Annotated in this window: 15 protein-coding genes; 2 read left to right on the top strand and 13 right to left on the bottom strand. The window is 58.0% G+C overall.

Going from position 1 to position 13,388, the window contains the following annotated elements; genetic code table 11:
• Positions 1 to 9: 9 nt before the first annotated feature.
• The 10 genes from KI379_RS00660 to KI379_RS00615 form a co-directional block, all read right to left on the bottom strand.
• Positions 10 to 1,347, bottom strand: a complete 1,338-nt coding sequence (locus KI379_RS00660; protein WP_076174974.1) for an LLM class flavin-dependent oxidoreductase — start codon at positions 1,345 to 1,347, stop codon at positions 10 to 12.
• Between the two features lie 72 nt (positions 1,348 to 1,419).
• Positions 1,420 to 1,887, bottom strand: coding sequence for a DinB family protein (locus KI379_RS00655; RefSeq protein WP_089549933.1), 468 nt, complete (start codon positions 1,885 to 1,887; stop codon positions 1,420 to 1,422).
• Between the two features lie 21 nt (positions 1,888 to 1,908).
• Positions 1,909 to 3,075 (bottom strand): N-methyl-L-tryptophan oxidase, encoded by a 1,167-nt coding sequence (gene solA / locus KI379_RS00650; RefSeq protein ID WP_212982403.1) that lies wholly within the window; start codon positions 3,073 to 3,075, stop codon positions 1,909 to 1,911.
• Between the two features lie 2 nt (positions 3,076 to 3,077).
• Complete coding sequence (locus tag KI379_RS00645) at positions 3,078 to 4,256, bottom strand: M20 peptidase aminoacylase family protein (protein WP_212982401.1); 1,179 nt, start codon at positions 4,254 to 4,256, stop codon at positions 3,078 to 3,080.
• 74 nt (positions 4,257 to 4,330) lie between these two features.
• A complete protein-coding gene (locus KI379_RS00640) occupies positions 4,331 to 5,347 on the bottom strand; it encodes an LLM class flavin-dependent oxidoreductase (protein WP_212982399.1) in 1,017 nt (338 codons plus the stop codon).
• A gap of 12 nt (positions 5,348 to 5,359) precedes the next feature.
• On the bottom strand, positions 5,360 to 6,112 hold the full coding sequence (locus tag KI379_RS00635) for an amino acid ABC transporter ATP-binding protein (protein ID WP_076174987.1): 753 nt from the start codon (positions 6,110 to 6,112) through the stop codon (positions 5,360 to 5,362).
• Positions 6,109 to 6,819 (bottom strand): amino acid ABC transporter permease, encoded by a 711-nt coding sequence (locus tag KI379_RS00630; RefSeq protein ID WP_076174989.1) that lies wholly within the window; start codon positions 6,817 to 6,819, stop codon positions 6,109 to 6,111. Before KI379_RS00630 ends, KI379_RS00635 begins: the two co-directional genes overlap by 4 nt.
• Positions 6,816 to 7,601 carry an amino acid ABC transporter permease gene (locus KI379_RS00625; RefSeq protein ID WP_212982397.1) on the bottom strand — a complete coding sequence of 262 codons (786 nt, stop codon included), beginning with the start codon at positions 7,599 to 7,601 and terminating at the stop codon, positions 6,816 to 6,818. The genes KI379_RS00630 and KI379_RS00625 overlap by 4 nt, the downstream gene beginning before the upstream one ends.
• Positions 7,602 to 7,635: 34 nt before the next feature.
• Positions 7,636 to 8,487, bottom strand: a complete 852-nt coding sequence (locus KI379_RS00620) for a transporter substrate-binding domain-containing protein (RefSeq protein ID WP_076174995.1) — start codon at positions 8,485 to 8,487, stop codon at positions 7,636 to 7,638.
• 103 nt (positions 8,488 to 8,590) lie between these two features.
• The gene (locus tag KI379_RS00615; RefSeq protein ID WP_076174998.1) at positions 8,591 to 9,490 is read right to left on the bottom strand and encodes a LysR family transcriptional regulator; all 900 of its coding nucleotides are present in this window, start codon (positions 9,488 to 9,490) and stop codon (positions 8,591 to 8,593) included.
• 352 nt (positions 9,491 to 9,842) lie between these two features.
• Between KI379_RS00615 and KI379_RS00610 the strand changes: the two genes are divergently transcribed.
• Entirely contained in the window at positions 9,843 to 10,382 is a 540-nt protein-coding gene (locus tag KI379_RS00610) for a GNAT family N-acetyltransferase (RefSeq protein ID WP_105442066.1), read from the top strand.
• Between the two features lie 99 nt (positions 10,383 to 10,481).
• On the opposite strand, the gene KI379_RS00605 is transcribed toward KI379_RS00610, so the two are convergent.
• The 3 genes from KI379_RS00605 to KI379_RS00595 form a co-directional block, all read right to left on the bottom strand.
• On the bottom strand, positions 10,482 to 11,291 hold the full coding sequence (locus KI379_RS00605) for a phosphotransferase family protein (protein WP_212982395.1): 810 nt from the start codon (positions 11,289 to 11,291) through the stop codon (positions 10,482 to 10,484).
• Positions 11,292 to 11,656: 365 nt separating this feature from the next.
• Positions 11,657 to 11,836 (bottom strand): H-type small acid-soluble spore protein, encoded by a 180-nt coding sequence (locus KI379_RS00600; RefSeq protein WP_076175007.1) that lies wholly within the window; start codon positions 11,834 to 11,836, stop codon positions 11,657 to 11,659.
• A gap of 143 nt (positions 11,837 to 11,979) precedes the next feature.
• Complete coding sequence (locus KI379_RS00595; protein WP_105442064.1) at positions 11,980 to 12,303, bottom strand: hypothetical protein; 324 nt, start codon at positions 12,301 to 12,303, stop codon at positions 11,980 to 11,982.
• A gap of 163 nt (positions 12,304 to 12,466) precedes the next feature.
• Between KI379_RS00595 and ku the strand changes: the two genes are divergently transcribed.
• Positions 12,467 to 13,375 (top strand): non-homologous end joining protein Ku, encoded by a 909-nt coding sequence (gene ku, locus KI379_RS00590; protein WP_105442063.1) that lies wholly within the window; start codon positions 12,467 to 12,469, stop codon positions 13,373 to 13,375.
• The last annotated feature ends 13 nt before the right edge of the window (positions 13,376 to 13,388 follow it).

Genomic DNA, 13,388 nt, shown 5'->3' with positions numbered 1-13,388 from the left:
TCCGCTCCTTTAAGAACGTCCGGCCGCGGCCTTGGCTCGGGCATACCGGTTCTCCGGAACCGCCAGCCCGAGATTGCCGCGCAGCGTGTCGCTCTCGTATTCGGTCCGGTAAATACCGCGTTCCTGCAGAATCGGTACCACCTGGTCCACGAATTCCTCCAGCCCTTTCGGCACGGCGGCCGTAATCATGAAGCCGTCGGCCCCGCCTTCCTCGTACCACTCCTGAATTCGGTCCGCAACCTGCTCCGCGGTTCCGATAAAATTGCCGCGTGGTGTAGCCGACTGGAGTGCCACCTGCCGGAGCGTCAGGCCTTTTTCCTTGGCATCCTTTTTGATTTTGTCCGTACCGCTCTGGAAGCTGTTCTTGCCAAGGTCACCGAGATCCGGGAACGGCTCGTCAAGCGGATACTGGGAAAAGTCGTGATGCTCGAAAAAACGACCGAGGTAATTCAGCGCATTTTCGATCGTTACCAGGCTGGCAACTTCCTGATATTTCCGCTCGGCTTCCTCCGGTGTGCTGCCGATAATCGGGCTGATGCCCGGGAAGATCAGCACGTCGTCCGGATTGCGTCCAAAAGAGGCGGCTCGGGTTTTGACATCCTGGTAAAAGGCTTTCGCATCCGCCAGCGTTTCGTGCCCCGTAAAGACGGCGTCCGCTTCCTTCGATGCGTAGTTTTTGCCGACCTCGGACGACCCTGCCTGAAAGATAACCGGCTGCCCCTGCTTGGAGCGGGCGATGTTCAGCGGTCCTTTGACCGAGAAAAACTCGCCTTCATGGTTCAAGGTGTGCATTTTCTCCGGATCGAAAAATACCCCGGTTTCCTTGTTCCGCACAAACGCGTCGTCCTCCCACGAATCCCACAGCCCCCGGGCCACTTCCAGAAATTCGGTCGCGATCCGGTAACGCTTATCGTGTTCGGGATGCTCCTTCTTGCTGTAGTTCAGTGCCGACCCTTCCAGCGGGGACGTCACGATGTTCCAGCCGGCGCGCCCGCCGCTGATCATATCGAGCGAAGCGAACTGGCGGGATACGGTAAAGGGCTCGCTGTAGGAGGTGGATAACGTGCCGACAAGCCCGATGTTCTTGCTGACGGACGCGAGCGCGCTCAGAATCGTGATCGGCTCAAAACGGTTCAGAAAATGCGGGATCGATTTTTCGTTAATATACAAGCCGTCCGCGATAAAGATGAGGTCCATCTTCCCTTCCTCGGCTTTTTGGATCCACCGTTTGTAAATCTCAAAATTGACGCTGGCGTCGGGCTGGGCATCCGGATGGCGCCACATGGAGGTTCCTCCTCCGACACCGTGCAGCAGCGCGCCGAGTTTCAACTGTCTTTTCTTGGCCATCTCTTCCATCCTCCTTATTTAAAAAGCGATTCTATTATGGATAAAAATTCAGTCCTCCCGCCTGAAAAGGGCTTAGACCAATGCTGCCGCCTGCTTAATGCGCTCGATTTGCCCCAGGTGGTTCTCCACGTGCCGGATAAATCCGTTGACCAGATCGGCGACGCTGACGGTTTGACCTCTAGGGTTCACGCCGGTTTTCGCCAGGTCTTCGGGCGTAAGCCGCTGGAGCAGCAGCGTATTGTACGTGAGCAGCGCGTGGAAAGCATCGAGGATGTCCGGCGTGCCGCCTTGATTGGCATGCTGGCCGCTGACCCAGGCGTCCTGTTCGAACGCTGGCAGCTGTGCCGTCGTGCCCGCAAGAATGTCGCGGATGCGAAACGAGGTCACGATGCTGTGATCGGTCAAGTGCGAGAGGACCTCCTGCACGCTCCATACTTCCGGCGCCCGCTTCCAGGTCAGCTGCTCCTCGCTCAGACCTTCAATGGCTGCGAGCAGTTGACGGTGTGTGCCGCTGAATTTGTCAATTTGAACCTCGCTCATATGAACGCTCCTTCCAACTGATTAGGATACGGGTGATGTTGGCGTGTCGGCGGGCGATGGATAAAACCGGGACAGGGAGAACGGCGCAATATTGTGCGGACTGCGGCCATCCAAGATCAGGTCCGCCAGCAGGCTGCCGACCGCGCTCGAAAATTTAAAGCCATGCCCCGAAAATCCGCCCGCTGCCCACACTTGCGGGTGCTCTGGATGCCGGTCAATGATAAAGCCCTCGTCGGGCGACATTTCGTATTTACATACCACTCCCCGCTTCAACCGGCCCGAAGCTCCCGGCATGTAGGCATCCAAAGCGCGCCTCAAGTCGCCTTCGTCCTCGGGGAGCGAGCCAAAGGGTGCCAGCTCCTCGCCCGGCTGCCAGGCATGCCCGGTGTCGTGCCGGCCGATTTTGAGTCCGGCCCCGCTGATGCTCGGAAAGCTGTAATAAGAGCCCTCCGGCGCATTCAGCGTAAACCCGGGGAACCGTCCGTTATCGAAAGCAGGGGTGTTCGTCTCGAACCAGCCTACCGTTTTGCGGACGGCTCGTACCGGAAGGTTCACGAACGGGAACAGCGTGCCGAACCAGGCGCCGGCGCTCAGAACCACGAACGAAGCATGGTAAGTGCCTTCCTTTGTCGACACCGTGACCCCGTCCTGATGCGCTTCGATGCCCCGGACCTTCGCGTAAGTCAGCAGCTCCGCCCCTTTGGAGAGAGCCAGCTTGCGGTAAGCTCCGACGCAGCGCTCGCTGTGCAGATATCCGGCAGCCGGCTCATACATCGCCTCGAACGAATCCGGCACGCGCAGCTCGGGCCAGCGTCTGCGGATCTCCGCCGAGTCCAGCCACTCGGGATGAATTCCGTGCCGCTTGGCCAGCTCGATCCGCTCCCTGTAAGAATACAGGCCGCTGTCGGCGAGGTTCAGCACGCCGGACTGGACGAGCAGCTTCGTCTCGGTCAGGTCCTCGACTTCGTTCCAGAGTCGGTGCGCGCGGATCGCCATTTCCGTATAAACCGGATCGCCGCTGTAAGCGTGCCGGATCAGGCGCGGTTCCCCGTGGTGGCTCCCCTCCTGATGCGGCGGGTCAAACGCATCGATCAGCAGCGTCTTCACTCCGCGGCGGGCCAGGTAATACCCAGCGCTCATGCCGACCGAGCCCGCCCCTACGACAATGACGTCATACCATTTTCCCATGGCTATTTCGACGCACCCCCGTGGCCGAAATGCGCCAGGGCGTCTTCGGCTAACTGCGTAAAAAAGGCGACGCTGACCGGGAGCGCATTCTCATCCAGGTCAAAGGCGGGGTGATGCCATTCCTGCTTGCCGTTCGTCCCCATGAAGACGAACAACCCGGGAACGGCTTGCTGGTAGACGGCAAAATCTTCCCCGGCGGGCGAAGGAACCGGCACGATCGCCCGATATCCCGCCGCCTCGGCCGCGGCTGTGCCAAGCTCGGCCAGAGCAGGGTCGTTGTCCACCGGCGGCGGCCCTTCGATCCAGCGGACCGCGGCCGTGGTGCCGAAGGCTTCCGCCACGCCCCGGACGACCTGCTCGAACCGCGCCAGCACCTGCTCGCGCACCTGCTGGTCAAACGTGCGGATCGTGCCTTCCAGGAGCGCCTGCTCCGGAATAACGTTCCACGCCGTTCCGCTGTGCAGCTTCGTGACGCTGATCACCGCGCTGCTCAGGGAGCTGATGTTTCGGCTCACCACCGACTGCAGAGCCGTAATGATATGCGAAGCCGTCACGATCGGGTCCAGCCCGGCCTCCGGAACAGCCGCATGCGAGCCCTTCCCCGCGACTTCGACGACGAAGCCGTCAGCCGCCGCCATCAGCGGCCCTTCCTTGATGCCGATCGTCCCAACGGGAAGATCGGGCTTGTTGTGCATGCCGAAGATGGCCTGCACTCCTTCCAGCGCGCCGCTGCCGATGACCTGCTTCGCGCCCTTCGCCTTCTCTTCGGCCGGCTGGAAGATCAGCCGGATCGTGCCGCGAAGCCTGTCTTCACGGGCTTTCAGCGCGTACGCCGTCCCGATCAGGGCGGCGGTATGAAAATCATGCCCGCAGGCATGCATTCTGCCTTCAATCTCGGACGCGAACGGCAGTCCCGTCTCTTCCTGAATCGGAAGCGCGTCGATGTCCGCGCGAATCGCGATGATCGGCCCGGGCTGCAGGCCGCCGACCTCGGCCACCACGCCGGTGGCCAGCGGAAGGTCCAGGATCCGGATGCCTGCTTCGCTCAGCCAGCCCCGGATCCGGCGCGTCGTTTCATGCTCCTCGCCGGACAGCTCCGGGAAGCGGTGCAGCTCCCGGCGGATTTCGATCAAGCGGTCCACCCCCGCGGCGGAGGGGATCCGTACAGCATCGCTTGGCATGTCGCCATCCTCCTTTTACTTGTGTCTATGGATACTTAGGCGGATTCAACCAGCAGCCTTCCCCGCTCATGGCCTCAAGCCTCCGCCGGCACCTCGGCCAGCGCTTCCGCCAACAGTTCAAACGAACGGAGACGCTTGTCGAAAGGCTGGATGTTGGTCGTGACGACGAACTCATCGATCCCCGACGCCTGATGAAGCTCAAGCAGCTTCTCGCGGACGGTTTCCTTCGTGCCCTTCAGCACCGAAGGCTCCTGCTCCTCGACCGTATACGGCTCATTGGCCTGGCGGCCGAATTCCTCGGCTTGCTCCAGCGTACCGACCGTCAGCGTACGGCCGCTGGCGAGGTGAATCTTCACCAGCTTGTGGGATCCGGCCAGCTCGGCAGCTTCCTCCACGCTGTCCGCCACGACGACGGACAACGCTACGATGACCTGCGGCCGGGTTCCGTGCGAATCGTCAAATGCGTCCCGGTAGGCACGGATGGCCGCCAGTGCAGTCGCTTCATCCCCGTTGATGAACAGGGAAAATACATAAGGCAGCCCAAGGCTGGCTGCAATCTCTGCGCTGCCTACGCTGGCGCCCAGCACGTACAGCTCGGGAGCCGTCTCCGGCAGCGGCGTAGCGCGCAGCCCGTGCAGCGGATGGTCCGCTTCCAGCCGGTTGTGGATGTACTTGCCCAGCTCCACGATTTTATCCGTCAAGGAAGCGGAATCCCCGGCTCCGCGCTGAAGTGCCTGTGTGCTCCGCGGCAGCCCGCCAGGCGCGCGGCCGATGCCGAGATCGACCCGGCCCGGCGCCAGGGACGCCAGCACGTTGAAGTTCTCCGCCACCTTATAGGGGCTGTAATGCTGCAGCATCACGCCGCCCGATCCGATGCGGATCGTTTGGGTTTTGGCCAGCAGGTAAGAAATCAGCACCTCCGGCGAAGAGCCGGCCACATGATCGGAGTCGTGATGCTCCGACACCCAGAACCGCCGGAACCCGAGCGCCTCGGATTTCTGGGCCAGCCGTATCGTATGCTCGAACGCCTCCGCTGAAGTCTCTCCGGGATAAACCGGGCTTTGATCCAGAACGCTAATCGTAATGCTCATATGGCTCTCCTCCTAAATGCTGTAGTTCAGTTCCGGCGTAATCCGCTTCAGAAACTGCTTGGTCCGTTCCTCGCGGGGATGGTTGAACAGCTCGGCCGGCGGCCCTTCCTCCACGATGACTCCCCCGTCCATGAACACGACATGGTTCGCCACATCGCGGGCGAAGCCCATTTCATGCGTCACGACGATCATGGTGATGCCTTCCTTGGCAATTTTGCGGATGACCTCCAGCACTTCGCCGACGAGCTCGGGATCCAGCGCCGATGTCGGCTCGTCGAACAGGATGACCTCCGGTTCCAACGCCAGCGCCCGGGCGATGCCGACGCGCTGCTGCTGCCCGCCCGACAGCTGGCTCGGATAGGCGTCCAGCTTGCCCGCCAGCCCGACCTTCTCCAGGAGTGCCGCACTGCGTTTGCGCGCTTCGTCCTTCGGTATTTTTTTGACGATGACGAGTCCCTCCATCACGTTCTCGATCGCCGTCTTATGCTTGAACAGATTGTACTGCTGGAATACCATCGCCGTTTTTTGCCGGAGCGCGTGAATGTCCTTCTTTGCCGCATGCTCCGCGTTCATCCGGAAGTCGCCGATGGCAATCTCTCCGCCGCTCGGCTTCTCCAGGTAGTTCACGCACCGCAGCAGCGTCGTTTTGCCGGAGCCGCTCGGCCCCAGAATGACGACGACTTCCCCTTTGTTCACGGTCAAATCAATCGATTTCAGCACCGGGTTCCGGCCGAAAGACTTGGATATATTCGTGAGCTTGATCATGCCACTCCCCCCCGATTGTACAGATTGATGCGTTTCTCCAGCAGCGCCGTCAGCCTTTCGATCAGAAGCGTCAGCCCCCAGAAAATAGCCGCAGCCGCCAGGTACGCCTCAAAGAACTTCCAGTTGGTCGACGCCACAATTTGCGCTTTGGCGTTAATGTCCACGACGGATACGGTAAAAGCGAGCGTCGAGCCATGCAGCATTCCGATCACCGAGTTCGACAGGTTCGGAAGACTGACGGCCAGCGCTTGAGGCAGGACGATGCGGCGCAGCGCCTGCGGCGTCGTCATGCCGATGGAATAGGCGGCCTCCAGCTGGCCGCGGTTCACGGCGAGCAGGCCGGAGCGAATCACCTCGGACATATAGGCCCCCGCCGTGATGGAGAAAGAGATGAAGGCAAAGCCGATCATCGGAATGGATGAGGATTTGAAGCCCAGGCCGAGAGCGGCGGATACCGCATCAACGATGACCGGCAGCCCGAAATAGATGAGCAGCAGGTGCGTGAGCATCGGCGTACCGCGGATGAAGGTCACATAAGCCGTGGCGATCTGGCTGAGCACCGGGACTTTGTAGATGCGCACCACGGCTCCGATCAGCCCGATGATAAAACCGGCCGTCACAGAGACGGCGGTAATGAGAAGGGTGGTTGGTATGGCGGACAGCAGGTGGACAAAGGCGGTCCAAATAAACGTAACGTCGATTTTCACAGCTCAGCGCCTCCTTTTTCCGTTCCGATCCCTGCGACTACGCGCCGGTAGGAACCTTTCTTGTGGATCCGGAAGCCGGTGCGTGCCGACGTATCCGGAAGCTCATGCCGCAAGAGACGGACCTCCGCGGCTTTGAGCACCTTCTCCAGCGTAAAGCTCACAACCAGGTAGATGAGCGCCAAAGCGATGTAGGACTCGATAAAATGCTGGGTGACCGAACCGAGCGTCTGCGCTTTTCCCGTCATCTCCATCACACCGAGCGTGAAGGCCAGCGACGTATCTTTCAGCAGAGCAATCACCAGGTTCGAGAATACCGGGACGGCAATAGCCAGCGCCTGGGGCAGGACGATCCGGGTAAACGCTTGACGGCCTGTCATCCCCACGGCATAAGCCGCCTCGAGCTGCCCCCGGTCCACCGCCATGACCGACGCGCGGATCATCTCCGACATGAAAGCCCCGGTGTGAAGACCGTACGTCAGGATGACAAACACGAGCACCGGTGCTTTTGACATGTCGATTCCGATGAGCTTCAGGATCTCCGGCAGTCCGTAGTAGAACAGAAACAGCTGGATCAGAATCGGCGTACCCCGAAAGAACGAGACGTACACCTGGGAGAATGTGCGCAGCGCCGGTATCCGGTACAGCCGGGGAAGGGCGATCAGAAAACCGACAATCATTCCCACCACCAGCGAGCCTGCGACGATCAGCAAAGTGATGCCCAGCGTCGATGCCAGCTTCGGAAAAAAGCTGAACACAAATGAGAAATCGAACGGTGCACCCATATTACAACCTGCCCCCTTCCTGGTTTAATCCGGACTATTTATCCGCCGTAAAGTCGCTTCCGAGCCATTCCTTGCTCAGCTTGCCAAGCGTTCCGTCCTGCTTCAGCTCCTTGATCGCTCCGTCGACCGCATCGGCGAGCTTCTGCTCTTCCGGATCGTCCTTGCGGAAGACGAACAGAATGTCATGCTCGGACAGATCGTCACCAGTGACTTTGAGCTTGCCCTGCGGGTCGATCAGCGGCAGCGAGAAGTCCGCTCCGATTGTCGCGTCCACCCGTCCGGTCGTAATTTGATTCACGGTATCGTTGGCGGCGCCGTTTTGATAGACGATTTGGATTGCATTATCATGTTCCTTGTTGTAGTTCTCGAGAATTTGGGCTTCCGCGCTTGTCGCGCCGGTTAATACTTTTTTGCCCTTCAAGTCGTCCAGCGAGTGGATCGAATCGTTGTCCTTGGCGACGATGATCTTGTTTCTCCAGTGGGCGTACGGCTCTTTGTTAAAAAGATATTTTTCCGTCCGCTCCGGGTTTTTCTCCATTTCATGCGCTACAAAATCGATCTTCTTCGTCTCCAGGCTGAGCAGCAGATTGGAAAATTCCTGCGTCTGGATATCGAACTCGTAGTCCGGCAGGCGCTTGTCGATCTCGCGCACCAGCTCTACGTCGAAGCCGGTCAGCTTTCCGTTCTCATCGATAAAGCAAATTTTCGGAAAGGCCGTGCCTGTGCCTACGACGATTTTTTTGACGGCTCCTCCTGCGGCGTTCGCCGCCGTATCCGCGGACGTTTCCCCGCCCTTCGATCCGGATCCGCACCCGGCAATCACCCCTGCCAGCATGATCCCTGCAACGACTGCTAATGTTTTTCTCACGACCTCATCCCCTTTCATATGGCTCCCATTTTTCCTTGATTGATAATTCCTATAGATTTAGTAAGGATTATGTTGACACTAACTTTACCGCGATTTGCACAACGCGTCTAATAGAGTTTTTCTATCCGATCATGTAATTCATTAATGGGACGGACGACTGCTTCAAATCCAGCAAAAATTCAAGGATATCCGTGTTCTCGCCGGTGAGCGAAATCAGGTTGGTCTGCAGGGAGACGCCTGCCGTTTCGGTGATGTCCACGGGAACGAGGCTGCCCATCTCCTCCTCCTGCCTTGCGCAGAGGCCGGGAAGAAAGCAAATGCCCGCCCGCTCCAGAACGAGCTTCTTCGCCGTCTCGGAGTTGTCGACCTGATAGACGATGTTCGGCGGCTGATCCAGGCTTTCGAACACCCGGTGAATCCGCAGCCAGTCCAGGGAACCGCACTCGAAAAACACCAGCGTTTCGTGACGGATTTCCCGGATCGACGCCCTGCCGGCCGAGGCGAGACGGTGATCGGGGTAGACATACAGGCGAATGGGGTCTTCGTAAAAAGGATAGGACTGGAATGCCGGATTCATCATTTTGCGAACGAAGGCCAGGTCGAGCTCCCCCGCAGACAGCTTGGCGGCCAGCTCGTCGGTCGGCGCCGTGGTCAGCTTGAATTTGATTTCGGGAAAACGACGGGTCAGTCCCATCAGCAGATGGGGCATCAAATAATTGGATACCGAGACGGTGCTGCCGATCCGCAGTTCGTTGGGCATGGCCCGTTTGGATTGGAGGTGATGCTTGCCCTTCTGGTAGGTCTGGAGAATTTGCTGGGCATAGGGGAGAAACTGCTTGCCTTTTTCCGTCAGATGGATCTGTTTGCCCAGACGGTCGAACAGTCGGCAGTCGAGCTCGCGTTCGAGCGATTGAATGCGCGCGGTGACTGTGGGCTGCGACAGGAACAGGACATCCGCCGCCTTGTTGAAGCTGCCGTAATGGTTGATGTACACAAAAGCCTCAATGTTTTCGATGTTCAAGGTAACACCCCCGAAGTTTTATCACTCACTATTCCAATGAATTTAGGTGGTTTTGAACCTGAAAAAGGGTATAAATTATCCTTATCTTAGGCAGTTGGCAAATTATTGTCAATCGTTTATTTTCGTAACAGGCTGTTCCTCCAGGGTGGGAAAAGGCCGAAGTGACGCCTATTTTCGGGCACAAAGGGATGTACTCGGGTCTGCCTCAGCGGCCAAGGTGAAGCCTGAAAGCTTATAGATTTTTTTAATATCTGAATTAATTATTTTATTTTCCGATGCGAATAGTAGGTATTACCTGCTATACTTAGCTCACACCAAATTACCTGAATCCCTTCCAAAAGGAGTGAAAGCGATGAATCCAGAAGAATTGATCCTCCGGGACGCCAAGGATTCCGAACGCGAATTGATTGCCGAAGTGATGCTGGAATCCTATCAGCAGTATGCCTTTGATATGCCCCAGGAACGGTGGGAGCAGTACCGGGACTCCATCCGGAATTCCGTGTATGGAAATGCCCCCTATGCCCGAATCGTTGCCGAAATCGACGGCCGGATCGTCGGAAGCGTCCAGATGTTCCTCTCCTCTGAAGCCGCTTACGGCAATCCGGAGATGGGGATTCACTCGCCGATCATCCGCCTCCTGGCCGTTCATCCTTCCGCGAGAGGACGCGGGGTGGCCACCGCGCTCATCCGGGAAGCGGCACGCCGTGCGCTGGAGCTTGGAGCCACGACGCTGAACCTCCACACTTCCGACATGATGGCCTCGGCCGTGAAGCTGTATGAGAAGCTCGGGTTCCAGCGGCATTACGAGACCGATACGACTAATGGAGAGACGCTGGTTAAAGGATACCGGATCGACGTTCCCGGTTCCCTGCTGCTTCAGAACGCGGTATAGCCCTCATCGCTTCCGTACTTCCATAAAAAATACGAAAAGGCGGTCCGGCTGAAGCCGGAACCGCCCTTGCTGCTGTATGCCACTTTTGTCCAACTGAATTTATGTCACAGATCCGTCCAATGCCTCGCGCACCAAAGCGAGCAGATTGGCCTTCTCGGGTTCGGGAATCCATTCCGTCAGCCGGGCCGCCGCTACCGGCAGCCGCCAGGCATCCACATCCGTTTGGCTGAGGCTCCCGCCTCCGAAGTACTGCCGGGTATACTCCTTCACGAGCTCCTCCCTCATCCGGGCAAACTTCTTCACAGCCTCATCCGGCGTGCCGTCGGGCATGGTGCCCATTTGGAGCAGCACCAAAGTTCGGGCGACGTCTCCGGCCGGATTGCCGCGCATGCCCGTCATCCAGTCAATGACCCATTCCTTCTCTCCGAGAATGATGTTGTCCGGATGAAAATCCCCATGACACAGCTTCGATCCTTCCGGAAGCTGCATCAGATAGTCAACAATCCGCTCCTTCTCCTCTTCCGCCAAGGAAGGCGCATGCTGAATACGGTTTTTCAGAACCGTCTTCTGCTCCGGCAGACCGTGAATGTCCCGAGCATGCAGCTCCAGATGAAGCCTGGCCATCCGGGCAGCCTCTTCGTGCAGAATGTCCGGATTAACGGAAATGGACTGGAGCATGGTGATGCCGGATGCCAGCTCGTAGACCACCCCGAAGCGGGAGCCGTGCTCCGCAATCCGAACCGGCCGGGGTGTCGTCACTCCCGTGTTATACACTTTCAGGCTGATTTGATATTCCTCTTCCGCCATGCCGCGCGGCATGCCTTCCCGGTACAGCTTCAGTACCTGGCCTGGCTGATAGGACAGAATCTCCGCCGTTCTGCCGGCAGCGACCACCGGACTTCCCCCCATATGTACACAGCTCCTCTCTGCCGCCCTGCTCCCTTTCCCAAAAACTGATGAACATGGGCCGCTTGCAGGTCCATTGTACCTTATCCCCTGCAGAGATGGATACGGGGATTTAGCACTTCGCCGTATTCGTGCTCCCATCAGCAGCAGACGTAATAAAAACGTCTATCGACGTACTTTCAAAGAAGACAGACCGCGTATAGAGGAAGTTTCTCTTGCGAGATCAGGAAGCAGAAGCTCCGAAACTTATACTTTCTGATCTTTTCAAAAAAGCCGCCAGGGCGGCAGTATACTCTCCGCAGCCCGAGCGGCTTGCTTACATCCATCTTCTCCTTCATCCCGTGAGGATGAAGGAAATCAGGTCAGGTTTATCCTTCCTGTAGACGTTCCACATTCACCGTCTGGGTGTCGGTAGGCCGGGTGCCGACCTGAACCGTGGCCACCCCGTTGTCCACGTCCACCTTTTCGATCCATACCGGTACCCCTTCCAGGTTTACGGGAATGGTGTCCTTTGCCTGATAAATATCCAGCGCGCGCTGAGCATCCATGTTGGTTTCAGCCTCCTGTGTAATAGAATCATAAGCTATCATTGTGCGCAGAACCTAGCATTCTTCGCTAGAGGCCTGCCGCTCTTCTGCGTCTTTTACTTTGAAAATTTTAATTGCTTGTGCATTTCAGCATGCCCGGGCTATCAGCCTTCCTCGGGATCTCCCTCTTGCGCGGGACCGATCATGCCCGGCTCAACGACGATCGTGTCGGTCGTGCTCGCCCCGATGTAGCCGTTGTCTGCCGTAATGTTGCCGCCGCCTAGTCCCTCATTGACCATCCGGTCGATATCGAGCATATGGGTATCCAACGATATATCCTCATCCGGCGAGGTTACGTTATGCCAGTTGACGTTGTCCGCATCGATATAATCCGAAGATTCGATCGCGTCTCTGGCCGCCTCGTAATTTTCGAGCGCTTCCAGCGTCAGCTCCTTGTCGTCGTCCGGGTCCTGTCTTCTGTCCTTCAACCTTGCTCCCTCCTCGCTACAGCATGCATGTGGTCATGGGTTCAATATGCCCTGCAGGCGGCCAAACCATTCATTTTTTCCCTGGCCAAATCGGCGGCGGGCCTTATAGAAACGGGATATTTTCCCCATACTAGTAGGAAAAAGCGTTAAAGGAGCGATAACTATGCATACCGTCTGGAAGGGAGCGATCAGCTTCGGCCTGGTCCACGTCCCGGTGAAAATGTTCTCCGCTACGGAGGACAAAGATATTTCCATGAGGTACGTCCATAAAGAGTGCGGCAGCCCCCTCTCCTACGTCCGCAAATGCCCGGTCTGTGACGAGGAAGTGGGCTGGGAAGAAATCGCAAAGGGCTATGAATACGAGAAAGGAAAGTTCGTTTTGTTTGAAAAAGAGGAGCTCGAGCAAATTACCGAGCAGGCCAACAAGGCGATTGCCATCCTCGACTTTGTCGATCTGTCCGAAATCGATCCGATCTACTTCCAGAAGACGTATTACCTCGCTCCGGATCAGGCCGGGGGCAACGCTTACCAGCTGCTGAAAGAGGCGATGCAGCAGAGCGGCAAGATCGGGATTGCCAAAATCTCCATCCGCTCCAAGAGCAGCCTCGCGGCGATCCGCGTGCTGGATGAGTGCCTTGCGATCGAAACGATGTTCTACCCGGACGAAATCCGCCCGGTCTCCCAAGTGCCGAACCTTCCGGAAAATATCCAGGTCAACGATAAGGAGCTTGGCATGGCGCAAATGCTGATTGAGCAGCTCTCCACACCGTTTGAGCCGAAAAAATACGGGGACGACTACCGCGAACGCCTGCTCGATCTGATCGAGCACAAGGTGGCCGGCGAAGAGATCAAGATCGCTCCGGCGAAGCAGGAGACGAATGTTATCGACTTGATGGCCGCCCTGCAGGCCAGCATCGAAGCGGCCAAGCCGGTGGCGACCGACCCGGGTCCGGCCAAGAAGACCGCCAGGGGCAAAGCCAAAGCCAAGCCGGCGGAACCTGCCGCCGCTGCCGGCGAAGGGCCCAAGCCGAAACGCCGCAAGACGGCCAAGAAAAACGAAACCGTCTCGTAACGGTTAGATCGGA

This window comes from Paenibacillus cineris, assembly GCF_018333335.1.
Lineage (GTDB): Bacteria > Bacillota > Bacilli > Paenibacillales > Paenibacillaceae > Paenibacillus_AQ > Paenibacillus_AQ favisporus.
The sequence above is the reverse complement of the archived record's forward strand: the minus strand, read 5'-3'. Positions and strand labels throughout refer to the sequence as shown.